Below are 24373 nucleotides of genomic sequence, written 5' to 3'. Positions count from 1 at the left end.
CTTTATTTGCAAGGTTGAGAAAAGAAAAAATTTAAAAATAGCTGAAAGCTTTAATAGCTGAAAGCTTTCAAATAATGGCTGCTATAAGTACTTTATTAAGCCGGCACACTATCCAGAATAGATTCGAAAATAGATAAGCCGGCCACATTACATAATTCCAGATCAGCGGCCCGTTCCGGGTGCGGCATCATACCAAATACGTTTTTACCCGCATTACTAATCCCCGCAATACTTTCCAGGCTGCCATTACAATTATAGCAAGCGTTAGTATCACCATTTTCATCGCTGTACCGGAACATCACTTGCTCATCGTCATTCAACTGCTTCAGAGTATCAGTATCCGCAAAAAAACGACCTTCACCGTGCGCTACCGGAATTTGATAGGCTTTGTTCATGTCCAAGTGCCGGGTAGGTAGTAAAGTATTTGTTTCGGGTTTTATGTAAACGTTTTTACAAATAAACTTTTGCTCAATGTTACGTAATAAGGCTCCCGGCAATAAGCCAGCTTCCGTTAAAATTTGAAAACCATTGCAAATACCTAAAACATAGCCACCTTTGTTAGCGTGCGCAATTACCTCTTGCATAATAGGAGAAAAGCGGGCAATGGCGCCCGAACGCAGGTAATCGCCGTAAGAAAAACCACCCGGTAATACAATAAAATCACAGTTTTGTAAATCGTGATCTTTGTGCCAGAGGCGGGCTACCGGCTTTTGCGATGTGCGGCTTAAAACTTCGATCACATCCTGGTCGCAGTTAGAGCCTGGGAAAATTACTACACCAAATTTCATGAGGCAAATATAAGAGTTTAAAATGACATACAATTACCATAATTAAAGTTAATATGCCGGAATTTACTGGTACCGAGATAAAAAACAAAAGGCTACTTATTAAAAAGTAGCCAGGTAATTTTAAAATTTAAACCGTTAAGAAGCTGTTTTATTTAAATGAACCAAGGCTTCTTGCTCACTGATAATTTCACAATCTACCGTAGTGTAATCAGTTACGGCATCGTATTTATACGAACAATAAAGATAGCCTTCTGATTCCGTTTTGTAGATAGTATAAGTAGTGTGAGAGTACTTGAAGTTTTTTGTGCTAAAGGCCATTACTTTTAATAGGTCTTTATCAAACTCTTTGCCGCACTTCGTCTTCAGAGTTTTATAAGAGTTTAATCTCATCTTTTACTAATTCCTTCGCTTTTACTGTATAGCGTATTAAAATAAGGATTTTCAGACAAAATTAGTTTCCGCCGGGGCAAAAACCAAATTTTAAAATTCGGTTAAAATTAGTGGAATGCAACTGAAAAATAAAAAAAGAAACATTACTTTATCGTGTACCTTTGAATTTTACTTTGATTTCTAAAATTAGCTCGCATGTTAAAATCAATGACCGGCTACGGCTTGGCCCAAAGAGAAACCGACCAATATACCATTTGTATTGAGATAAAGTCACTTAATTCGAAAAGCATGGACTTATCTGTGCGGGTACCGCGCTTTCTGGCGGATAAAGAACATGAAATCCGGAATGTACTTACCAAATGCTTGGTGCGCGGTAAAGTTAATCTTACCGTTGATTTTTCGCGTAACCGCATGGCCAAAGCCCGCAATTCTATTAATACCGAATTGTTACAAATGTATTACTCTGAGCTGGAAATGGCCGCCGACCGGATAGGGGCTAATAAAAATGAGTTGTTCCGGTTAGCACTGCAAATGCCCGAAGTTATTCAGCAAGGTTCCGGATTAGAGGAAGAAGCCGATGTAATTACCTGGGAAGAAGTGCAGGTAATATTGGAAGAAGCTTTGCAAAATTTTAATAATTTCCGGACAGACGAAGGTAAGGCCTTAACCACCGAAATTATGACTTACATCGATCGCATCCGGATACTACTGGCCGAGATTGATAAACAAGATCCCATTCGGGTAGAGCACATCCGGAACCGGCTTCGCACCCATCTCGCCGAAATCAACACGTCCGAACTTTTTAATGAAAACCGCTTTGAGCAGGAAATGATTTATTTTATTGAGAAACTGGACATTGCGGAAGAGAAAGTTAGATTAATAAACCATTTGCATTACTTTACCGAAACCGTGTATTTACCCGAGCCCACCGGTAAAAAGTTAGGCTTTATATCGCAGGAAATTGGTCGCGAAATCAATACTATCGGCTCTAAAGCCAACGATGCCACCATACAAAGGTTCGTGGTGGAGATGAAAGAAGAACTCGAAAAAATAAAGGAACAACTCAACAATATTCTTTAAAATTTTAAAATTCTAACGGGTGAAGGAGCTTTTGTAATGCGGGTGGTATTCTTTAGTGCCAAACCTTACGATAAACAATTTTTTGAGAATTTGAATAAGGCTCATCACCATGAATTGCATTTCCTGGATGTGCCTTTACATGCCGATACGGCCGTATTGGCCCGCAGTTTTGATGTGGTTTGTATTTTCGTGAACGATGAAGCTAGTCTGGCGGTAATACAGCAACTTGCGGATTTAAATGTGCAATTACTAGCGTTGCGATCCGCCGGTTACAATCATGTTGATTTAACAGCCGCTCAAAAATTTAAAATTCCAGTCGTCCGGGTTCCGGCTTACTCGCCTTATTCCGTTGCCGAACACACCCTGGCTTTGGTACTTACGCTAAACCGGAAAACCCACCGGGCTTATAACCGGATACGCGAAGGTAACTTTTCTTTAAACGGATTAATGGGCTTTGATTTACACGATAAAACCGTTGGTTTAATTGGCTTAGGAAAGATAGGATTTGCCGCCGCCCGGATTTTTAAAGGGCTAGGCTGCCGAGTGTTAGGATACGATGTGCTGCAACAGCCCGAAGGACGAGAAATTGGTTTAAAGTACACGGATTTAGCCACTATCTACTCCGAGTCGGATATTATCTCCTTACATTGCCCGCTTACGCCAGACACCTTCCATATTGTAAACAAAACCACTATTGCGCAAATGAAACGCGGTGTTATGCTTATTAACACCAGCCGTGGCGCTTTAATTGATACAATAGCGGTAATCGAAGGTTTAAAGCACGAACAAATTGGCTATCTTGGCTTAGATGTATATGAAGAAGAAGGGGACTTGTTTTTTGCGGATTTATCCGATAAAGTAATTCAAGACGATGTATTTACCCGTTTGTTAGCTTTTCCAAACGTGCTGATAACCGGTCATCAAGCCTTTTTTACGCAGAATGCCCTGCACAAAATTGCGGAAGTAACTTTGCAAAATATCACCGCTTTTGCGCAAAAAGAGCCGTTACCTAACGCTGTTAAATAAATAACGAACTCCTATTTTGCAGCGCGCAGCGGTTCCTTAACAAAAAACTTTTTAACCAGGAAGAAAGCAGCAATCCCCAACAAAGCGCCTAAAGTATTAAAGAAAATATCAACAATATCGGGTTGGCGACCCAGCCGCATTAATCCTTGTAATACCTCAATCAGTGCGCCGTAGCTTACAGCCAGAATAAAAGTAACCCAGATGCGATTGTATTTGCCACTTGTAGCGGCCCGGAAAAAGCCTGTTAATAACAAGAAAGCCCAGGTCATAAAAATAAATAGATGCGCCAGCGAATGAATACTTGTGAGGCTCCAATCCGGAACTTTCGGTAATGCTTGAGGTGGCAGCAACGTTAATATTAAAATGATCACTGCCCAACTCAACGCTGGAAAATAAGGTTTTCGAAACAGCAACGTGTTAAAAATTTAAAAATAGGGGTGCTTTACTTTTTATAATTTAATTAAACACCTACTAATTCGGCATATGCTTCAGCCGTTAGCAATTCCTCTGTTTCACTGGTATTATCTATTGCTAATTTAATCATCCAGCCTTGACCATACGGGTCTGAATTAACTAGTTCCGGATTAGAATCCAGCTTCGGATTAACTTCCAGCACCGTACCGGTAAGCGGGCTAAACAAATCGGAAACTGTTTTTACGGCTTCTACCGTGCCAAATACTTCTTCCTTATTCACCTGTTTATCCTGGGTATCAATATCTACGTAAACAATATCGCCTAGCTCGCTTTGTGCAAAATCAGTAATGCCCACGTAGGCAATATCACCTTCTATACGTACCCACTCATGATCTTTGGTATAACGGAGGTCCTGTGGTAAATTCATTTTTTGTTTCAGTTTTAGGTGTTTATGTTACTAGTGGCTTTATTTTAAGGGTTGCGGCGCAAATATAGTAAGAATTTAACTCTGGTACCTTCGCCAATTTACAGCTTTACCATAATACCTGATTTTTTAAATAATGTTTTATTTACTGCGATAAGCTGTAACGTAACTGAATACCACCTTCGGAAACCGTATTTTTAAATGAACTGGATATTTTAGGTTCCGAAACCACCCGGGTAAAGTAAAACTGAATATTTAGTTTTTGATTTACTGTGTAATCAATGGTAGGTTTAATCTGAATTTGTTTGGTGCCATTTGTGGGCACGTTATCGCTTCGTTCTTGTTCAATACCAGGTCCAGCAATGCCAGTCGTATCGTTGATAATAGATCGTTGAATAGTCAGGTTATCGCGTAAGGTAAAATCAAAACGGGCGTTTAATTCATTTTTAAGCACAATCCGTTCGCCATTAATTTTAAAAGGTACCCGGAAATTAGTGGTAGCATATCCTAACCCAATAACGTAATCTTTAATGCCAACTTCGGTTACTTGCGCATTTGTAGCCATGTTAAGGGCCAGATTACGCTCGGTACGATATTCTATGCGGCCGATAATGTTTTTCTGAGTTTTAAAATTAATACCCAATAGAGGTGTTAACCGCTCCATGATGGTTAGCTGGCCTATTACGTAGTACGGTTCAAACTCATTTCTTTCGTTTTTAAACGTTGAAAATCCGGTTACTGGTTCGGTGGTGTAACTTAAGGAAGTAGCAAAGCTGTTAATGCTATACACCGAGCTATAAGCATGCGCCAACGTGAACGAGCTAAAGTATTGCTTAATAAAAGGTAACTCCGCTAAACCATTATAATCTAATCGCCAGTTTGGCAGCGGAATGCTTTTAAATAAATTAGTAGATCGGCCAGCCTTTTTATTCGGATCATAAGCGTTAATATCCTTACCCGTGTAAGCATACATAAAGGCCGGAATTAAAACATCCTGCGAGTTTTTAGTGTAAGTACCGGTTTTATCTGGGTTAGCAGCGGATAAAAGGGGAGCAATATTAGACCGGTATTTAATAAAATTATCAAAAGCTTGCGAACCATTACCCCGTTTGCTTTCGAACATCGTACCCAGCGAAATAATAGAAGTACTAAATGAACCGGTATGATACGGGTTTTGCAATTCTTCCATGTTACTAATGGGGTTGCCGGTTGCTTCATCCACGGATAAACGGTAAAAAGCTTCTTCAATATCCGAACGTTCCCGCCGGGCTTCCACCTGAATGTTAAAGTTTTTGAACGGAACGACATTCGTCCGGGCCGAAAAATTCTCCGTACGTAAACCGCTAAAGGCTGTATTTAACAAATGACTATTGTTGGTATACCAGCCATTCCGATCTATCATGTTGTACAATTCGCTTAATTCAAACTGCTTTCCCAAAATAAACGGTAACCCAGGCGCACTAAAACCTTCGTCGAAGCCCAGGAACCTGGACTTAGGTAGATAACCTGGTACTAAATTACCGCGCGTTAACTGGTAAGTAAAATTAATAGATTGTACGGCCATTAATACCTTCAACGTGGCTTTCAAAGCGCGTAACTCGGGTTTCTTCTCGGTAGTGTCTTGCGGGGCAGCGGCACCAGGTGCTGCTGGTTGCGGAGGCCGGGCACCTGCCGCCGGAGTAGCTTCGTTAATGGCTTTCAAGAATTTAACTTTATTGTATAAGCGCATTAAATCTACTTTACCGGTTACACTGGCATCGCTGTTGTTCTGGATGGTATTACCTAAGCCCAGCGAATCGCTTAATAATACCGTAGAACCCGAAGTCCAGGTATAACCCGCTGCGTAACGTACGTCGCCGCTTACCCAATCGGTTAACGGAAACTTATCCAGAGGTAAGCGATAAGTAACCGCTGCTGACTGATCAAAGTTAGTAGTACGCCCACCACGCCATAAGTTGTGCCAGATAGAGTCGTTCTTACCTCTTAATTTTGGGTCATCGCCGTTGATCTGGCCTTTTGGTTCATCTACTACCGACCGGTTGGTTGCGGTATAATCAAAGGTCAAACTCTTCGTTAAATCCCACTTGATATCGTACACCCGGTTAAAGAAGAATGTTTTCTGGAAAGTCGCATATTTAGGATCTAATCTAACAGGTGTTTCATTTGCATTAACGCGACGTTGCAGAAATACCTCATTATAACGTCGGTCTAAATCAGCGCGGAAAGCTACCCGGCTCGGCAGCGGCGTAAAGTTGAATTCTTGCAAAAATTTTAAATAAGGAGACTTAAAAGCAGCTACTTTACTAAGCGGTGTATAATTTTTAGGAGCGCCATTAAACGCGTAAGCTAAGCCTCCCGTGTAAGTTTTCGTTAAATCGTTATCCGTAAAAATATCGGTATGCTTCAACTCGCTGTAAGCGTACGATAGTGACAAATTCTCGATATCGTAAGGGTGCGGTTTCGCATCCGGATCTGTTTTTTCTTTCCGAACATTTAATAAGTTAAAGCTTTTGGTTGTCGTTTGATTGATAACTTCCTTCCGGTATTTCTCCCTTTTTTCATTATCATCCCCAAACTTCTGTAACGATTGCTCTAACGGGGTGTCCGGATCTAATGGATCGTAACGAGGTTCCTGGGTCGCTTTCCCGTATTGCACCGAAACCGGAATGCGAATACCTAATCTTTCCGGTAAGAACTTATCGGCGGCAATATTAGCGTTTATATCAAACTGCGCGGTATTGGCGCGCGCTCGTTGGGCAATTTTTTCCTGTAACGCCCCAAAGCCAACGGTCGTGTAGGAACCCGTAGCCGAAATATTGGCTAAATCGGCTAATTTTAAATTTGCGCGGGCATTGGCGGCCCAACCGGCTTTCTTATCAAAATCGGCTACGCGTAACTCATCTGCCCAAACACAAAATGATTTATCGGCCCGGTCAGGGGTTTTAGGGTTAAGCACTCCCATCATAATACCTTGTACCGAGCTAAAATCCGGATTACCTACCACGGTAATTGTTCTGCCATTTCCTAAATCTACCGGAAAAGGTTGTAAGATATTTGCCTGTTTTTGATTTCTGGCAGCCTTCGCGTCAATAAATTGTTGGAAAGCAACGTCAATCATGTTTTCTACCTGCCAGATTTCTTGCTCATTAATGGCTCCATTCCGGGTAATCTTTAAAGGCAAGGAGTATTCGTAGTAATTTTGAGTATAGTCCGTACCAATCCGGATAAAGGCCCGGACTTCGTCGTCGCGGGTGCTGCCATTTAAGCTTTGCGCGTGAATAAACAATTTTAGTCGCTTGTAAATAAGCATATCCATGGTTACGTTCTTGTAAACCGCTTTACCAAAGGAATCTTTTAAATTATCCACGCAGATTTGCAGCGATTGCTCATTTTGCCGCCGGGTAGTAACCGATGAATTATCAAATTGCCGGTAAATACCCGGTGGAATCACGTATTTTATATTGCCTGTATCCGATTCCCCATTTTCTTCCAGGTTCACGGTGGAAACAGTAAAATTATCTACGTCGGTATCGCAATTACCCGTACACGGCGCGCCACCCTCCGACACCGAGCCCAAGTATTTCCGCCATTGATTGGATACAAATTGCATTTGTACCGTCCGGAGTACCACGGGCTCTTGAAACCGGGTTAAGTACATGCGCAGGAACCGGATGGATTTAAAACCTTGAATGTTATTTACATTTCCGGTAGGCTGACGAACCGGAATCCGGAATAAATACCAGGTTACTTTATCCCCGTTTTTGGCGCTATCCCCTTGATTTACTACTTTATCTACAATGTAATTCTGGCCTACCTCTAATTTGCCCGGGCGGAGATCTATTTTGTATTCATAGTAGCGTTCTACATCCGATACAATATTATCTTTGTTTAAATCTTCTTTATCGGGATAAGAGTAAGCCGCTTCCACGCTGTTTTCGGCTGAGTTACCTTCCATACCGTTATAGTATTTGTAACGGCCCAGTATTTTAACATCGCGATTATCGTAATCCTGATTTAAGTGGTGCTTAAAATTATCATTCGAGGGGTCGGCCAATTGCTGGTAAACCCCCGTAAAAAATTGTTTTTCCTCCGTATCTGTTAAACCTTCCAAGCCAATATCCTGAAACTGGCGACTACCAGACGTATTATCAAAAGCATCGGTTAAGAATTGGCGCCGGGTTACTACCCCCAGGGAGTGCGGTCTGTGTCGGGCTTAGGCGTAGTGGCAATGTTGCTGGGAGCTGCTTCGGTAGGTAAACCGTTTTCAAATTCGTAGCGGTTTTGATCTTTTAATAAGTCTTCCGAAACATTACCTAAGTTAAATATTAACTCGCCACCCGTAGTGTTGGCTTTATCGTTAACAGTTTGATCGTTGTCATCATCAATAACGGTGTATCTCGAGTTTGGATTGGTTACCCCCAGAAAAGGGTCCATCATCCAAAACTCCAGGTATTCAATGTTGGCATTATCAAAATCAGTATCAAAGGTTATTTCCCGGCTAATACCACCCCAGTTATCAACGGGATTAGCTGCGTTGGGCAGAAGCTTGCCATCGGAACTTACGCTTTGGTTGTAGTTGTATTGACCTCGTTCAGCTGGGTAAAAAGCCAGATCAAATGGGTACTCAAAATTGTTTACGGCGTCTAGATCCCGATTCGGAAATATTTCTTTACGATTAATCCCCCGGATATAATGATTTTTTAAAACTTCCTCGGTAATATTATTTGGATGCTGGTTGCCGTTTCGGTAATATACCCCTTGGTCGATGGTGTACCAGGCCAAATGAGCCCGGTTATCCGCATAGGCCAAACCCGTACGGGCACCGACTAGCGGGGCGGGAGTAGCGGCCAATCGCCAGTTGTTATTGTTACTGCTACTGGACAAAGAATAAGACGACTCTGCTCCTTCAAAATCATCGATATAAGAAACGCCATCTTCGCCTTTTAACTTGGATCTTGCGGGTAGTAACTGCGCAAATTCAGCGTTGAAAGCAAAAGCCGAAGGTTCTTTGGTTTCAATAAAAGGCAGTTTGTCGGTAAGGGTAGTTAAGAGCCGGGATTCTTTTTTAAGGCTGACATCCAAGCCGTAAATGGTGTTATTAGAAGGTTCATCGCCAATACTAACCCGGTTATTATTATAAGGCGTTTCGCCGAGGTGCAGCAACGTGGCGCCTAAACCAATGTCGCGGCTTAAAGCATAATCCAGGCGCGTACCAATCATGGAGCGGGGCTGCGGATTAATAATTTCGGCTTTTTCAAATTCTACGCTCAGGTTACTCGCCGAGTTCAGATAGCTAGGATTTAAAATTTTTACCCGCGCCAGCGCATAATCAACCCGGTAGTCCACGCCTTCGGTAAGTAAGTTGCCTCCAGACCGAACCCGCACCGAGCCTTCTGCTACTTGAATACCCGGTAAGGCTATTTCGTCGGTAGAACTGGCTTGGTAGCGCCCTCTTAGAAAAAATTTAGCTTTACTGGTAACTTGCTGGGCATCGCTTTGGGTTTGGTCGTATAATTCCTGGAATACGTATTTCTCGGCTAAATTTGCTTCCTCAGGGGCAAATTTACTGCGTAAGTAAGAGCCAAAAGGTTCGACTTCCGGGAAGTAAATGCGACCATTTTCCGGATCGATCGTTAAGCCCGTTAAAAAGTCAAAGTTGCCATCCGGAGGGGCATCGTTGTTGGTATTTACTTTATCCAGGTTAAAAACTTCTACCAGCGGAATATCTCTGATATTTTGGCCTTCTTTTAAGCTGGCCAGATCTACTCCGGTTTCATCGTCTTTGTAGATAATGTTCATCTGAAATCCTTCCCGGGTTACCTGATTGGCGTTCAGGGAATAAACGTTTTTCATCATCAGATCCCAGGTGGGCAGATTTAAAGCGGGGTTTGTAGACTTCAACATTTTTAAAAAAATCACCTGATTATCACCTACGTTCTGGTAATCATCTTGTAATTCGCCTACCCGGTAAACGCGCCCGTTAAACGTATATTCGTACGCTACGCCTAATACCTGTTCGGGCAACATCTGGATGTTCAGGGAAATGTAGCCTAACTCCGGGCTGAAATTATATTCTTTAGGGTCTAAACGCCGGGCTCGAACGTGTTCAAAATCTACATTTTTTTGAAGTGGAGTTATTGGATCTAAACGCTGTAATTGCTCATCAACCGTATTATTATCCCGGAAATTATTTATTTGGCTGAATAAAGCGTTAGCATCGTTACTGGCGGGTACCGTTAAAGCGGTACCAGTTTTGTAAATCAACTTATCTCTTAAGGTTTTGGTAGTATCGGCCTCCGCTAAGTCCATCAGGGTAACCACGTTGCGCAGGTTCTCGGTAGCCCGGTTATCGTTGGTAATGTATACTTCCAAGCGGCGGATGGTGATACCGGATTTCAGTTGGGGTAAATCGCGCAAAGAGCGATCGTACCGATCGCGGAAAAATTGGGATAAAAAGTAATGTCGGTCGCGTTCGTATTGATCTACTTTAATTTCAAACGGCCGGTTCTGGGCTCCGTTTTGAATATTAATCTGGTCGGTGCGGCCCCGAACATTCGACAAAACGGTAGTGACGCCCAGTTTACCAAATTGCATTTGCGCTTTTACCCCAAATAAATTCTGGGCTCCGGCAATTAGGCTATTATTTAAAGGAAGGCTAACGTTACCAGCTTCAATCTTGCGGATTATTTCTTCTTCGTAGCCGGTATAATCCATTTTAATGTTGTTCTCAAACTCAAAGTTGGCTTTCGTATCCCAATTAAAATTAAGTTTGAGTTTCTCCCCAATCCGGCCTGTTACGTTAATAGCTAAGTTCTGATCAAATTCAAAATCACCGGTTCGTTGCCGGCGCAGTGGTAACGATTGATTAAAGTTGCGGCTAAACCGGGCGCCAAATTTTAAGCCCGCATTTCCATTGGTTTGAATGTCTACGAAATTGCCGCCAAAAATACGATCGAACAAGGGGCTAACTACGGCAATCTTAGGACTAAGTAAAGAACGGCCAGATGCTTTCTCGCCGGTTACGCCACCTTCGGCTTTGCTCCGCCAATAATTACGGATCGCTTGCTGTTGCTGAAACCTTGTGTACTCTTCGTACGTCATGATAGTAGGATTTCTAAAATTTAGATCGCCTACTTTTTCTTTTATTTCAAAATAACGGAGACTGTCGTCCAGATCTACATTTAAATCAATGTTGTCCGGATTTTTGAGCAACATGGGCGACCGGGAGGTACGGTTAGAAAAAGGATCGCCGATCCGGTCTTTCGGCCGAAAGTCGGGGCGCCTGGATTTGCGATAACCTTCGCTCGTTACGGTATCGGTAACTATAGTATCGGCTACTAAACTTTTTAGCGCATTTAGGTTTAAAGCATTATTGCCGGTTAATGTTCCGGCTTCGGAAAGCCAGGCGAACATAGTAACAACCGCAACAGACGCAATAACTACGTGATGTCTACTTTTATTCAAGCGAAATGTAAATATATTTCTTCAGGAAGATTTTAAAGCAAGTTTGATTAATGCCTCCACCGTCAGGTGATTGCCTTCGCGCTTAATAATGGCATCAAGCGTTTTCTCGGCAACGGTTCGAGCAAAACCTAAGGTTATCAAAGCAGATAACGCCTCATTTTGATTGGTATTGTGTGCGGTTACCGAAACGTTTGTCTGGTCCAAGAGTACTTCTTTTTTCAGCTTGTCTTTTAATTCTAATATTAAACGCTGAGCCGTTTTAACGCCAATTCCTTTAATACGTTGAATAGTAGGTACATCTTCGCGCACAATAGCTTGCTGAATTTCGGCAACGCTTAAAGAAGAAAGAATCATCAGACCGGTATTGGGCCCTACCCCCGAAATAGAAATAAGATGCAGGAAAATATTTTTTTCGGACAGCTCGCTAAATCCGTATAAAGTATGCGCATCTTCTTTTATATGCAGGAAAGTAAATAATTTGCAACGTTCCCCTTCGGTTAAACCCGCATACGTGTTTAAAGAAATCTTTATTTGATAACCTACGCCACCAACTTCAATGATTACAAAAGTTGGGTCTTTGTAAGTTAATTTACCATCAATGTACGCAATCATATATAACTTTGTATAGGCTTATTGTAGTTAGCATCCAGCATAAATTTTTAAAAATTATCTGTTAAGCGTTGGTTTCAGGCCTTAATCATAAAATAAGCACAAGGGCAAATAGTTCTGTGATGGGTGCTAAACCACCCCTTTTTTTAGCCATTATAATCATTACTTAATTAAGAGCTCCCGTACTACTTGTAACTGGTTCAGGAGAATTATTTTTGCGGTTGTTATAACGGACCTCATGATTTTGTGCGTCTACTACCGCAATGGCTACCATGTTCACAATATCCCGGGTGGATGATCCGAGCTGTAAAATATGGACGGGCTTGTGCATACCCATCAAAATCGGGCCAATTGCTTCGGCTCCACCTATTTCTTGCAGCAATTTATAGGCGATATTTCCGGAAGTTAAATCCGGAAATATAAGCGTATTAGCCCCTTTTTCAGCTAATTCACTGAATGGATAATGCTCTTGCAGCAAGCTTTTATTAACCGCCGTATTTGCTTGCATTTCTCCGTCAATCAGCAAGTTAGGATATTTTTCTTTAGCCAGCTTGGTCGCCAGAATTGTTTTAGCAGGTATTTCGCCCTGATTAGAGCCAAAGTTAGAATAAGAAAGAATGGCCATGCGGGGTTCCACATCAAAAAAACGGACGGCGCGAGCGGTTAGCCCAATAATGCCTACTAATTCCTCCGCGGTTGGGTTAATATTAACCGTAGTATCGGCTAAAAAGTAAGGTTCTTTTTTATTCTGGATAATATACATGCCGGCTACCCGGTTCACATTCTCTTCTACCCCGATAACTTGCAGGGCCGGTAAGATGGTTTGGGAGTAATCTTTCGTTAAACCCGAAATTAAAGCATCAGCTTCATTGGTATCTACCATTAAAGCTCCAAAATAAGTCCGGCTTCGCACCATTTTGCGGGCATCGTACAAAGTAAGTCCTTTCCGCTTGCGTTTATCGTACAGAATGCGGGCAAATTTTTCGTGTTTTTTAATTTCTTTCGCCGGATCTATAATAATAGCCCCATCTAAGTCTAATGCATTTTCAGCAATTAGAGCTTCAATGCGCTTCTGGTTACCCAGTAAAATTGGTTGCGCTATTTTCTGATCCTGAACAATCTGGGCCGCTTTTAAAATTTTGTAATGGTCCGCTTCGGCAAAAACAATGCGTTTCGGATTGGTTTTAGCCTGGTTAATGATGCGGGTCATTAACTTTTGATTAATGCCGATGCGTTCTTGTAATTCCTGGTCGTATTTTACCCAATCCAGAATGGGTGTTTTCGCTACACCCGAATCCATAGCTGCCTTGGCTACGGCCGGGGATACTGTTGTGATCAGCCGGGGATCAAGTGGTTTAGGAATTAAATATTCCCGACCAAAGGCAATGGTTTTATCAGCGTAAGCTTTATTTATTATTTCGGGTACGGGTTCTTTCGCCAATTCCGATAAGGCGTGTACGGCTGCCAGTTTCATGGCTTCGTTTATTTCGGTAGCCCGTACATCCAAAGCTCCCCGGAAAATGTAAGGAAAGCCCAGTACGTTATTTACTTGGTTCGGATGATCAGAACGGCCGGTAGCCATGATTAAATCTTCGCGAACGGCCATAGCTACATCGTAGGCAATTTCCGGATCGGGATTGGCTAAAGCAAAAATAATGGGGTTTTTAGCCATTAACTTTACGTGTTCCGGCGAGAGCACATTACCCGCCGAAAGACCAATAAATACATCGGCTTCGGTCATGGCTTCGGCTAAGGTGTTAATTTGGCGGGTAGTTACAAACTGGGCCCGGTAAATATCTAAATCATTCCGCTGGGGGCTGATGATGCCATCTTTATCGAACATGACAATATGGTCAATTTTCGCGCCTAAGGCCAAATATAATTTTGTACAGGCAATGGCGGCGGCTCCGGCCCCGTTCATGACTATCTGAACATCCTGAATCTTTTTATGTACTAATTCCAAAGCATTAAGTAAAGCCGCACTGGAGATAATGGCGGTACCGTGCTGATCGTCGTGCATGAGCGGAATATTCATCTGCTCCTTTAAGGCTACCTCTATTTTAAAACTTTCCGGAGCTTTAATGTCTTCTAAATTTATACCACCAAAGGTTGGCTCCAGCGAACGCACAATCCGGATAAATTCCTCGGGGTCGGTACAGTCAATTTCAATGTCAAATACGTCTATGCCTGCAAATTTTTTAAATAAAACACCTTTTCCTTCCATCACGGGTTTAGCAGCATCCGGGCCAATATTACCTAAGCCCAACACCGCTGTACCATTCGAGATTACGCCCACCAAATTACCTTTAGAAGTATATTTATAAGCATCTTCTTTATTTAAAGCAATTTCTTTACAAGGCTCCGCTACCCCAGGCGAGTAAGCTAAGGCTAAATCTAATTGCGAAGAAAGCATTTTGGTGGGTACTACCTCTATTTTGCCTGGCTGGCCTTGTTGATGATAATTAAGGGCATCTTGTTTATTTATTTTAATCATAGCGGAATAATTTAGCAGGGCCCAGTAAATAAAAAAGTTAAATCAGACTTCTGTATTTAGGTAAAATTAAGCAAAAGCAGCGGTTTAAGCTATTTACTTTTAGTAGTTATTGTGCTAGCCAAGGCTGAGTAACCAGAATAGGTATTTTCATTTCGGCTGAAACAAAAAATATCAGGCGTTAGACCTGATATTAGAGAAAATTTAAAAAAATGAAAGCTTAGCTGATTACCAGTTTCATACCGGGACGTAGGCTGTTATTTTTTAGTTTATTTAATTTTTTAATTTTTTCTACGGGTATGTCGTTGTACCGTCTGGAAATACTCCACAACGTGTCGTTTGGCTGTACCGTATGAGTTTTTTTTACTTTTGGTAACGTTTTCTTACCGCTACTTTTCCGGAATGAAGCTAATTGAATTTTTACTTCTGGTTCTGCCGAAGTTGTGTTATTAGCTAACAGATTATTGGAAGAAGCCGGAGTAAACAGCACTAACTTCTGCCGGGCGAATAGTTTATCATCCGAATTTAGATTGTTCCAGCTAAGTAATTGCGCTATTGTTACATTGTTTTTTTGAGCAATCCGGGATAAATTATCACCAACGGCCACTATATATTCTTTTTGCTGCAAAGAATCCGTATCTGCCGAGTCGGAAGTAGAGGAAGTTGTGGTTATAGGCAAAGAAGCGGATTTCTGCGCTAAAGCAATATTCTGGTAGGAGGGAGTTACAACCCCGGGCAGTTTACATGAATCCAGAATAGAAGTGCGGTTAGCCACTAACTGGTTTTTATGTGTGGCTGGCACTTTTAAAGCATAACTTCGAATGGTAGCCGGTAGAATAGCCTTTTTTACTTCCGGATTTAGTTTGGGTAATTCGTCCGGGTCTAAACTAAGCTGCTGCGATAATTTTTTTAAATCCAGGGAATGGTTAACGACAATGGTATCGGTTAGGGTGGCGTATAGCAAGGTGTCGGCTTGTATCTCGTGCTCTACCGCGTGGTTCATGGTGTATATAATGGCCGTTAAAGAAGGTACGTAACCCCGGGTTTCTTTGGGTAAGTATGGGAAAATTGCCCAGAAGTCGGCTTGGCCACCGGCGCGTTTAATGGCTTTGCGTACATTACCCGGCCCACAATTATAAGCGGCTAGAGCTAGTTCCCAATTTCCCCCAAACATACGATGCAAATTACGCAAATACCGGCAAGCCGCGTCCGTAGCCTTTTCGGGGTCCATGCGCTCATCAATGTAAGCGTTAATTTTTAACTTGTAGTCGGATGCTGCCGAAGGTATAAACTGCCATAAGCCCACAGCAGCGGCATGGGAAACGGCCCGCGGCATTAAAGCCGATTCTACTACGGCCAGGTACTTCAGTTCTACCGGTAGATTATACTTAGCTAAGTAGCGCTCGAATAAAGGAAAATAAACATTTTCCCGGGATAAGATCCGGCGGGAATATTTGCGGTTACGGATGGTGAAATAATCCACAAACCCCCTAACGTAGGGGTTAAATTGCAAGGGTATCTCTTTCTGCAAGCAACTAAGCCGATCCAAAATAAGCTCGTTGGTTACCATCGGCACCGAATCCGGCAGGGCAAAACCCAGAATTTCTTCTAATCGGGTGGTATCGGCTAAGCGAACCGTATCCGTTAGGGCAGTAGGGTATAAAGTATCAGTCGGAATACCTCTTTTTTGCTCTTTTTTTAAAAAATTGGCCTTACTCGTCAAGGAAAACAACAGGCCAGTTAGTATTAGGGAAAGAGTAAAAAGATTTATCCGCATATTTCAATGGCTAAGTAGTAATTATGATTTTTTCCGTGACGGATTTAGAAAAAGCCAGCAGCTTGGTTTCGGCAAATGACTTGGTTAGAATTTGCATGCCAATGGGTAAACCCTGCTTATCAGCACCTACCGGAACCGAAATAGCCGGCACTCCCGCCAAGGAAGCTTGTACCGTAAAAATATCCGCCAAGTAAATGGCTAAAGGATCCGTAGGGTTACCGCCCAAGGGAAAAGCAGTGGTTGGCGAAGTAGGCATAATTAAAAAATCAAATTGCTCCAGAAGCTCTTCGGTTTTTTCTTTAATGATTCTTCTTACTTTTTGCGCTTTGGTGTAATAAGCATCGTAGTAATCAGCGCTTAGTACAAAAGTACCCAGCATAATGCGTTTTTGTACTTCGTGGCCAAAACCTTCCGCTCGCGATTTTTTGTACATCGATAGCAAGTCGGTGGCCTCGCCGCTGCGATAGCCGTATTTTACCCCATCAAAGCGGGATAAGTTAGAACTAGCTTCAGCGGTAGTTAAAATATAATAGGTAGGAACAATGTAATCTAAATAATGAAAATCCACCGATTCTACGGTATGACCATCTTCGCGCAGGTTTTGGATAGCTCCCTGTATGGTTTCCCGGATTTCGGAGTCTAAACCTTCGTTCTCTAAAGTATCGCTGATATAACCAATCCGGTATTTTTGCTCACTTTCATTTTCCAGGAGTTGGCTGTAAGCGGGTACTTCGCGCCGACTCGCCGTGCTGTCATAGTCATCGGCTCCCGCCATAATTTCGAGCAGCAAAGCGGCATCGTCTACACTCCGGGTTATCGGACCGATCTGGTCGAAGGAAGAAGCGTAAGCTATTAAGCCATAGCGCGAAATACGGGAGTAAGTAGGCTTTAAACCAATAACGCCGCAAAAAGCCGCCGGCTGACGCACCGAACCACCCGTATCGGAACCAATGGAAGCTAAACACAAATCAGCTTGAACGGCTACGGCCGAACCACCGGAAGAACCACCCGGAACCCGGGTAGGATCGGCTTCGTTCAAAGTTGGCCCAAAGGCGGAGGTTTCGTTCGAAGCGCCCATGGCAAATTCGTCGCAGTTCTGGCGACCAATTATAATGGCATCTTCGTCTAACAATCGTTGTACCGCAGTAGCCGTGAATAATGATTTAAAACCAGTGAGGATTTTACTCGACGATTGCAGCGAATGGCCTTGGTAAGCCAGTACATCTTTTAAGCCCAGCACCATACCGGCCAAACGACCAGCGGTACCATGGGCTAACTTTTGATCTACCTCATCGGCTTTGGCTAAAGCTTCGGCGGCATAAACTTCTAGGTAGGCGTTTAAATGTTTTTTACGCTCGATATTGTCTAAATAGTAGTGCACCAGGTCGCGGCAGGTAGTGGTACCATTGGCTAAATCCTGGTGTACTTCCGATAAGCTATTGTAACGCTTCAAACTAATGGGGGTTCGTTTCTATTTTTTACTTCTTTTTCCGAATGGGTTTCTTTTCCTTTGGTGGCATCCTTAAACTCGCGAATTCCCTTACCCAAACCACGGCCAATACCGGGGATGCGGCTGGCACCGAAAAATAGTATTAATACGGCGATAATTAAAATTACCTCGGTTACTCCCAGAAAAGCAAACACTGTATGTACAAACACGGGCTACTTTATTTAGAAGTAGGGTGCGTATCGTCTTTTACGGCGTTCTCTACTTCATTTTTAATTTCTTTGGTAGCATCCTTAAATTCCCGGATACCTTTACCTAAGCCTTTGGCTAATTCAGGGATACGCTTTGCGCCAAAAAGTAACAAGATTACCAACATAATAACCATTACTTCGCTGGTGCCCAAACCGCCAATAAAAGCCAACACATTATTCATTGCCATAACTTTAATATTTAAATGTTAGAATTACAAAATTAAATTAATATTTCAATTTTAGGTATAAAAGAGATTAAACTTTAAAATGGTGCCCAACTTTGCAAGTATTTTCTGTAACGCGGACTTTTTATTCCGGATAGTTTGATCATTTACGAACCAGATGAGCTAAATAGATTTAAGTAAAAGTAATTTTTTAAAAAATACCTGAACTTAGAATTTACCAGCTTTCTCCCCGCGAAACATCCAGAGTTTACTGTAGCTTATACATGAATGATACAGTAAAAATAAAACGCCTGTTCGCTATGCGCTAGTATTCGTATTTGGTTATTAATTATAACGCTTAGCTATCTTGTTAACAGCCAGGTTTCTGGATTTAATTTGGTGGTATTGCGCCAAATTTCAAAGTGTAGTTCGGTGGTACCATCCGGGTTGGTGTAAACGGTGCCAATTACTTCTTTGGCATCCACTTTCTGGCCTTCGCTTACATTGGCTGATTTTAATTTGGTAAAGGTGGTAAAATATTCGCCGTGCTGAATCATGACTACCGTATGGTAAGGCGGCACTTCCAGCACTGCCCGTACAATACCCGAAAAAATAGACCGGACACTTTCCCCGGCATTTGTTTGAATATCGATGCCGTTGTTACGGGTAGATACATTTCTAAGAACCGGATGCGCGTGTACCCCAAAGCGCTGCGAAATAAAGCCCCGTTCCACCGGCCAGGAAAAGCGACCTTTATTCCCTCCAAAATTAGAGGAAAGCAGCGCCGTTTCGGGAGTTAAGGTTACCTTATTGGTGGAAGTGCGGGTGGCGGTTCCTCCTTCTGCACCCGCTCTACTTTTGGCAACCCGGGCCGCCCGGGCAATTTCTTCCCGTACCATGTTGGCAATTACATTATCCAGTTTCCGGACGGCCGCCTGCCGGCGATTTACTTCCTCGCGCAGTTCTTTTTCTTTCTGACTTAACTGCTGCACCATGTTGTCCTGCTGGTCTTTTAAACTAAGCAGGTTATAGTTTTCTTTCACCTGCACGTTTAGCAAGGTTTTCTTTTGCTTTTTCTGCCGGTTCAGCACGGTGAGTTTTTGCCCTAAGTTGGTAGTAACCCGGTTAATTTCAGCTACTTGTTTCTTGCGCGATTCGGAGTATTGCCGCAGGTAGGTAAGGCGCCGGATAAATTGGTTAAAAGAATCGGCCGCAAACAAAAACATGAGTTTATTATAACTATTAGCCGTTTTGGATGCGCCGTAAATCATGGTGGCGTATTCGGCTTTCAGCTTTTGCAAATCGGTTTGCATGTTGCCCACTACCGATTCCGTTTGCTTTACATCCGATTCAATGTAATTTAATTCCGAAGAGATATTGGTGATTACTTTTTTCTGAACGGTAATTTTTTCTTTAATCGCATTCAGTTGGCCCAGCGAAGCTTCTTTTTGTTGTTTGGTTTGCTCCAGAATGCGGTTGGCTTCTTGTATCCGGTTTAGGTTTTCGCGCTTTTCGCGTTCGAGTTGCGCTTTCGATTTTGGTTTACGCGTCCGCGATGATCGTTGCTGCGCTTCGGTTTGATATACAAGCGTTACAAAAAGAAGAAAGAAAAGTAAATAAGATTTAAACCGAACCTGCATTCAAAAATAAATGGTAGCAAATATAAAAGAAGAAGTAAGAAACCCGCTTACTGACGAATCCATGTAGGCTCCATAACAGGTAGCTAAAAAAATAAAGCTACTGGATTACAAAAAATTAAAAAAACGAAAGGCTTAACTTCTTACTAAAAGCAAAATTAAAAATCTTACAGGCAACAACCAGCATATTAAAGCTTATATTTATTTTCGCCGGTAATCATTCGGAATGGCAAACGGGAAAGCTAAATCGTTGCTATTGATTTCTATTTTGTTGTAATTAATGGAGGCTACCATTTTTTTGGTCTGATTTTCTTTAACGGTATTTGCTACCACCAGCGTAGACTTCGCTACCGGCTTACCGCCCACATTTTCAAAATCAGAATAATCCACGGTAATGGTGTTGGGCGATTCCGGGTCCGAAATCTGGAGTTTTTTTAATTTAAACGACTCGATCGAAATAAATTGATCGAGTATGGCTGCTCCCAAGTTCTGACGGGTATGTTGAATAGGATCCCGGTCAATCAGTTTTTCGTTGCCGTTTTCGCCGGGTACGTAATTGCCAATCAATAAAGCCTGCACCATGTTAAACGTTAAATCCACGTTAAAACGAGATTTTAAGGCTTGCACATTATCTGAAAAATAGGTTTTTTCTAACCGGTTAATTAAAGCCACAGAATCGGGGGTAATCCGGACCCGCGCTACCTCAATACCCAAAGCGGGTACTACCGAAATCCAGATGATGCTGTCTTTTTGCATCCGGATGGTAATACCCGTATTAATTTTTTCGCCGTCGTTTTCGAACTGCATGCGGCCTTTGGCCGATAAGTTATTAAAGTCGAGATTAATGACGTTTACTTTATTTATTTTTTCGGGAGTCGCCGAGGAAGAACCGGAGATGTTATTTCGTTTACAAGCGGAAAAACAGACAACCAAACATATTGCGTACAGAATATGAAGGGGTTTATTCATAGAGTTTTTGATCTTTAATCTTTTTGTCGATAAAACTGGAGTATTCGCCCAGGCTTTTGGCACGTTGCCATTGTTGTACGGCTTTGTCTTTTTGACCTAGCTGAAAAAGTACATCGCCGTAATGTTCCACAATAGTACCATTTTTAGTAGTTGCCGCAATTTTTTCAAAAAACTTTAAGGCTTGCGGATATTCTTTTAACTTATACAAAACCCAGGCGTGTGTATCCAGATACGTTTCTTCGTTCGGGAATAAGTTAATTAACTTACTCGATAAGGATTTCGCTTTAGCCAGATCCTGGTTGCGCAGCGATAAGAAATAACTGTAATTATTTAATACCTGCGGATTATTAGGATCCTGTACCAGTACGGCTTCGTAAGCTTCATCCGATTTGGTGTATTCTTTCAGCGAATTATAGCTGTCGCCTAGCCGCATATTAAATTGCATTACCAGTTCCGGCTTATCCAAAGATAGTTTTTTGCCATACTCCAGAGATTTTACCGCCCGGGAGTAATTTTTTTTAAATAAATAGGAAGTGCCGTTATAAAACCAAAATACAGCCTGGTTCGGGAATAGTTCTAATGCTTTTTCAGTGTGCGCCAGTAATGAATCCGTTTGATTTAATTCGGCATCCAGGGCTACCAGTTGGTTCCAAATGCTGAAATGCGAATTATCCAGTTGAACGGCTTTAATGTAGTTGTTCCGGGCTTCTGTTTTCTTGTTAGCCAAGTTTTGCACGTCGCCGGCCACCGCGTATGCTTTAGCTTCTTGCGGATGGGCTTTTAAAGTTTGTTCGGCCAGGTTAAGCGTGGTGTTAAGTAAGGTTTGATTTTTGCTAGCTGGTTGCGGTAATTGCCGGATGTATTCGATTAAGATTTTAACTTTCGCATCAATATCTAAATCCGGATTGCCAAAAGCGGTTTGTAACTCGGTTACGGCTTCGTTCAATTGACCTTTTTGGCGCAACAGTTCGGCGAGCATTAAACGAGCCTGCGCATTGTTTTGATCAATGCTCAAGGCTTTATTTACCATTTGCACCGCTTGGTCAATTTTTTTATTATTGGCCAGCACTTCGGCCTGAGCCAAGGGGTAGCGCACCTCGGTAGGGTCGCTGGCAATAAGGGTTTCGCCTTCTTTTAGCGCTTTTTCGAGGTTATTTTGCTTTAAGTAGATTTGTTGTTTTTTAAATGATACTTCTTCAATAAAACCGTATTTTTTTTCGATTTTATCGTAGGTTTTTAAAGCATCATCAAACTTGTTTTTGGCCAGGTATAAATCGGCCAGGTTAAATAAATATTGTTCGGTATCCGGAATGTCTTTGGTAAGTTTCATTAACACTTTTATAGCCTCGTCGTAGCGTTGTCCGCCGGTGTATAATTGGGCTAAAAGCAGATAATAATACGGATTAGCGGCATCAAGGGTAACTGCCGCCTGGGCAAAAGGCAAGGCTTCGGTTAAGCGGCCCGCTAACATGTGGGTTTCGGCAAGTTTATAATTAAGCGCCGCATTGCCCGGCGTTAAAGCATACGATCGCTGGAAGCGCTCCAGGGCTTTATCGTATTGCTCCAGCATCAAAAATTTAACACCATCCACAAAAAAAGATTCACCCGCCTCTTTTTGACGGGCATCGGCCAGCAAGGGTTCGGTTGGGTTTTCCGCCGATTCTACCTTTGCTGCTTTTTCCGCTTTTTTGCGTTGGCGTTTACTTTGGCCGTAACTCTGCTGGGTACTTAAGCCCCAACAGAATACAGCAATCAAAAATATCTTAACTAAATCATTCAAAATCTATTACTCCTTCAAAACATTATAATCACCTAAACTTAAATCCGTGGGCGTTCCGGTAAAAGAAACAAAGCTGCCCAGCATAGAATTTTTAATATTGGCACCTTTAATCACCGTATTTTCCTGCACAATGGAATTACTGATAACGGTATCAGAAACAGTAGTGTTCTTTCCAATAGAAACGTGCGGACCTACCACCGAATTGTTTAATACCGCATTTTCGCCAATATAAACGGGTTCAATGATAACCGAGTTGGTAACTTTCACCGAAGAAGCTACTAAACCTTCTTCGCCTTTAATGTACTCCAGGTAGCGCTGGTTGGTGTAAACCGTAGCATCTTTGTTGCCGCAGTCTAACCATTCGGAAATTTTACCCGGCACGAAAATGGTGCCTTTGTTTTTCATGTTTTCCAAGGCATTGGTTAACTGGAACTCGCCTTTATCTTTGATGTTATTATCGAGCAAGTATTGCAACTCATCGCGTAGGTAAGCGCCATCCTTAAAGTAATAAATACCTATAATGGCTAAATCCGAAATAAAAGTGTCGGGTTTTTCTACAAAGTCGGTGATCTGGCCTTGCTCATTTAATTTTACGACACCATATGGCCGGGGATCTTCTACTTGCTGCACCCAAATCGTACCATCGGCCGATGTATCCAGAGTAAAATCGGCTTTGAATAACGTATCGGCAAAAGCCACTACCACCTGGCCTTCTAAAGATTCTTTCGCGCACAAGATGGCATGGGCAGTGCCCAGGGGTTCTTCCTGGTACGAAATAGTACCTTTGGCCCCAACCGAAGCCGCAATTTCCATTAATTTTTGTTCCACCGCTGATCCGAAGTAACCAATAATAAAAGCTACTTCTTCAATGGGCTCCTGACAAACTTTGGCGATATCTTCTACCAAACGTTGCACAATCGGTTTGCCGGCGATCGGTACCAATGGTTTAGGAACCGTTAAAGTATGCGGACGCATGCGTTTGCCCATGCCGGCCATTGGAACAATAATTCTCATAAGTTAGATTTTTAGATGTTAGATATTAGTTTAGATGTTAGATTTTTAAATTTTTTAATAATTAAACAGCAGCAATTCAAATATCCGGCAATTTAGCATTTATTACCAGCTACTTTACGCCCGTGCTGCCGTAACCGCCGGCACCGCGTTCGGTATTGGTAAGTTCATCAGCTTCCTGCCATTCTACCGTTTCGTGCCGGGCCACTACCATTTGCGCAATGCGTTCTCCGTTTTCGACGGCAAATTCCTGGTCCGATAAGTTAACCAATAATACTTTTATTTCGCCCCGGTAATCGGCATCAATGGTGCCCGGACTATTAACAATGGAAATACCGTGTTTAAAAGCCAGGCCGCTCCGGGGCCGGATTTGCGCTTCGTAACCAACCGGCAATTCTATAAATAATCCCGTCGGGATTAAAGCGCGTTGCAACGGTTTTAACAATACGGCTTCCTCTAAATTAGCCCGTAAATCCATTCCGGCCGAACTACTGGTTTGGTACGAAGGTAAAGCATGCTTCGATTGATTGATAATATTTACTAACATGGGTGTGGTTCTTACTGATTTAGGAACAACAGAGTTACTGCAAACGACGATGAAATTAAAATAAAATACTGATTCGCCAGATATTTTACCAGTAATTGTTTTGT

At 42.3% G+C, this 24373-nt stretch carries 18 protein-coding genes; 2 read left to right on the top strand and 16 right to left on the bottom strand.

The genetic code is table 11. From position 1 onward, the window contains the following. Nucleotides 1-95: 95 nt before the first annotated feature. On the bottom strand, nt 96-788 hold the full coding sequence (purQ, locus tag AHMF7616_RS15910; protein ID WP_115373788.1) for a phosphoribosylformylglycinamidine synthase subunit PurQ: 693 nt from the start codon (nt 786-788) through the stop codon (nt 96-98). 585 nt (nt 789-1373) lie between these two features. Between purQ and AHMF7616_RS15900 the strand changes: the two genes are divergently transcribed. Then, entirely contained in the window at nt 1374-2258 is an 885-nt protein-coding gene (locus AHMF7616_RS15900; RefSeq protein ID WP_115373786.1) for a YicC/YloC family endoribonuclease, read from the top strand. Between the two features lie 36 nt (nt 2259-2294). Next, the gene (locus AHMF7616_RS15895; protein ID WP_115373785.1) at nt 2295-3284 is read left to right on the top strand and encodes a 2-hydroxyacid dehydrogenase; all 990 of its coding nucleotides are present in this window, start codon (nt 2295-2297) and stop codon (nt 3282-3284) included. Between the two features lie 11 nt (nt 3285-3295). Here the strand turns inward: AHMF7616_RS15895 and AHMF7616_RS15890 are convergent, their stop codons facing one another. The 15 genes from AHMF7616_RS15890 to dut all read right to left on the bottom strand — a co-directional run bounded on the left by AHMF7616_RS15890 (nt 3296) and on the right by dut (nt 24269). After that, the gene (locus tag AHMF7616_RS15890) at nt 3296-3634 is read right to left on the bottom strand and encodes a VanZ family protein (protein WP_147275702.1); all 339 of its coding nucleotides are present in this window, start codon (nt 3632-3634) and stop codon (nt 3296-3298) included. 110 nt (nt 3635-3744) lie between these two features. Further along, the gene (gene gcvH, locus AHMF7616_RS15885) at nt 3745-4125 is read right to left on the bottom strand and encodes a glycine cleavage system protein GcvH (RefSeq protein WP_115373783.1); all 381 of its coding nucleotides are present in this window, start codon (nt 4123-4125) and stop codon (nt 3745-3747) included. Nucleotides 4126-4267: 142 nt separating this feature from the next. Continuing rightward, a complete protein-coding gene (sov, locus tag AHMF7616_RS27530) occupies nt 4268-8314 on the bottom strand; it encodes a T9SS outer membrane translocon Sov/SprA (RefSeq protein ID WP_115373782.1) in 4047 nt (1348 codons plus the stop codon). Further along, on the bottom strand, nt 8305-11586 hold the full coding sequence (gene sov, locus AHMF7616_RS27525) for a T9SS outer membrane translocon Sov/SprA (RefSeq protein WP_147275701.1): 3282 nt from the start codon (nt 11584-11586) through the stop codon (nt 8305-8307). The genes sov (AHMF7616_RS27530) and sov (AHMF7616_RS27525) overlap by 10 nt, the downstream gene beginning before the upstream one ends. Nucleotides 11587-11607: 21 nt before the next feature. Next, nucleotides 11608-12198 carry a Holliday junction branch migration protein RuvA gene (gene ruvA / locus AHMF7616_RS15870; protein WP_115373780.1) on the bottom strand — a complete coding sequence of 197 codons (591 nt, stop codon included), beginning with the start codon at nt 12196-12198 and terminating at the stop codon, nt 11608-11610. Between the two features lie 163 nt (nt 12199-12361). Next, on the bottom strand, nt 12362-14689 hold the full coding sequence (locus AHMF7616_RS15865) for an NADP-dependent malic enzyme (RefSeq protein ID WP_199474249.1): 2328 nt from the start codon (nt 14687-14689) through the stop codon (nt 12362-12364). Nucleotides 14690-14906: 217 nt separating this feature from the next. After that, nucleotides 14907-16463 (bottom strand): LysM peptidoglycan-binding domain-containing protein, encoded by a 1557-nt coding sequence (locus AHMF7616_RS15860; RefSeq protein ID WP_115373779.1) that lies wholly within the window; start codon nt 16461-16463, stop codon nt 14907-14909. A gap of 10 nt (nt 16464-16473) precedes the next feature. After that, a complete protein-coding gene (gene gatA / locus AHMF7616_RS15855; RefSeq protein ID WP_115373778.1) occupies nt 16474-17916 on the bottom strand; it encodes an Asp-tRNA(Asn)/Glu-tRNA(Gln) amidotransferase subunit GatA in 1443 nt (480 codons plus the stop codon). Further along, complete coding sequence (locus tag AHMF7616_RS15850; protein WP_115373777.1) at nt 17913-18122, bottom strand: twin-arginine translocase TatA/TatE family subunit; 210 nt, start codon at nt 18120-18122, stop codon at nt 17913-17915. Before AHMF7616_RS15850 ends, gatA begins: the two co-directional genes overlap by 4 nt. 8 nt (nt 18123-18130) lie before the next feature. Next, entirely contained in the window at nt 18131-18349 is a 219-nt protein-coding gene (locus tag AHMF7616_RS15845) for a Sec-independent protein translocase subunit TatA/TatB (RefSeq protein ID WP_115373776.1), read from the bottom strand. Nucleotides 18350-18687: 338 nt separating this feature from the next. Next, nucleotides 18688-19965, bottom strand: a complete 1278-nt coding sequence (locus AHMF7616_RS15840; RefSeq protein ID WP_115373775.1) for a murein hydrolase activator EnvC family protein — start codon at nt 19963-19965, stop codon at nt 18688-18690. A gap of 198 nt (nt 19966-20163) precedes the next feature. Continuing rightward, nucleotides 20164-20931, bottom strand: coding sequence for a lipoprotein insertase outer membrane protein LolB1 (locus AHMF7616_RS15835; protein WP_115373774.1), 768 nt, complete (start codon nt 20929-20931; stop codon nt 20164-20166). Then, nucleotides 20924-22687 (bottom strand): tetratricopeptide repeat protein, encoded by a 1764-nt coding sequence (locus tag AHMF7616_RS15830; RefSeq protein WP_233507601.1) that lies wholly within the window; start codon nt 22685-22687, stop codon nt 20924-20926. The genes AHMF7616_RS15835 and AHMF7616_RS15830 overlap by 8 nt, the downstream gene beginning before the upstream one ends. A gap of 30 nt (nt 22688-22717) precedes the next feature. Beyond that, nucleotides 22718-23725, bottom strand: a complete 1008-nt coding sequence (locus AHMF7616_RS15825) for a sugar phosphate nucleotidyltransferase (protein ID WP_115373773.1) — start codon at nt 23723-23725, stop codon at nt 22718-22720. A gap of 109 nt (nt 23726-23834) precedes the next feature. Beyond that, the gene (dut, locus tag AHMF7616_RS15820) at nt 23835-24269 is read right to left on the bottom strand and encodes a dUTP diphosphatase (RefSeq protein WP_115373772.1); all 435 of its coding nucleotides are present in this window, start codon (nt 24267-24269) and stop codon (nt 23835-23837) included. Between the last annotated feature and the right edge of the window lie 104 nt (nt 24270-24373).

This window comes from Adhaeribacter pallidiroseus (genome assembly GCF_003340495.1).
Lineage (GTDB): Bacteria > Bacteroidota > Bacteroidia > Cytophagales > Hymenobacteraceae > Adhaeribacter > Adhaeribacter pallidiroseus.
This window is presented reverse-complemented; position numbering and strand designations above follow the sequence as displayed.

Bases quoted from the DNA above. Each gene is read 5' to 3' on its own strand.
- purQ (WP_115373788.1), bottom strand. From the start codon at position 788: ATGAAATTTGGTGTAGTAATTTTCCCAGGCTCTAACTGCGACCAGGAT.
- AHMF7616_RS15900 (WP_115373786.1), top strand. From the start codon at position 1,374: ATGTTAAAATCAATGACCGGCTACGGCTTGGCCCAAAGAGAAACCGAC.
- AHMF7616_RS15895 (WP_115373785.1), top strand. From the start codon at position 2,295: ATGCGGGTGGTATTCTTTAGTGCCAAACCTTACGATAAACAATTTTTT.
- gcvH (WP_115373783.1), bottom strand. From the start codon at position 4,125: ATGAATTTACCACAGGACCTCCGTTATACCAAAGATCATGAGTGGGTA.
- ruvA (WP_115373780.1), bottom strand. From the start codon at position 12,198: ATGATTGCGTACATTGATGGTAAATTAACTTACAAAGACCCAACTTTT.
- AHMF7616_RS15865 (WP_199474249.1), bottom strand. From the start codon at position 14,689: ATGATTAAAATAAATAAACAAGATGCCCTTAATTATCATCAACAAGGC.
- AHMF7616_RS15860 (WP_115373779.1), bottom strand. From the start codon at position 16,463: ATGCGGATAAATCTTTTTACTCTTTCCCTAATACTAACTGGCCTGTTG.
- AHMF7616_RS15845 (WP_115373776.1), bottom strand. From the start codon at position 18,349: ATGGCAATGAATAATGTGTTGGCTTTTATTGGCGGTTTGGGCACCAGC.
- AHMF7616_RS15840 (WP_115373775.1), bottom strand. From the start codon at position 19,965: ATGCAGGTTCGGTTTAAATCTTATTTACTTTTCTTTCTTCTTTTTGTA.
- AHMF7616_RS15835 (WP_115373774.1), bottom strand. From the start codon at position 20,931: ATGAATAAACCCCTTCATATTCTGTACGCAATATGTTTGGTTGTCTGT.
- AHMF7616_RS15825 (WP_115373773.1), bottom strand. From the start codon at position 23,725: ATGAGAATTATTGTTCCAATGGCCGGCATGGGCAAACGCATGCGTCCG.
- dut (WP_115373772.1), bottom strand. From the start codon at position 24,269: ATGTTAGTAAATATTATCAATCAATCGAAGCATGCTTTACCTTCGTAC.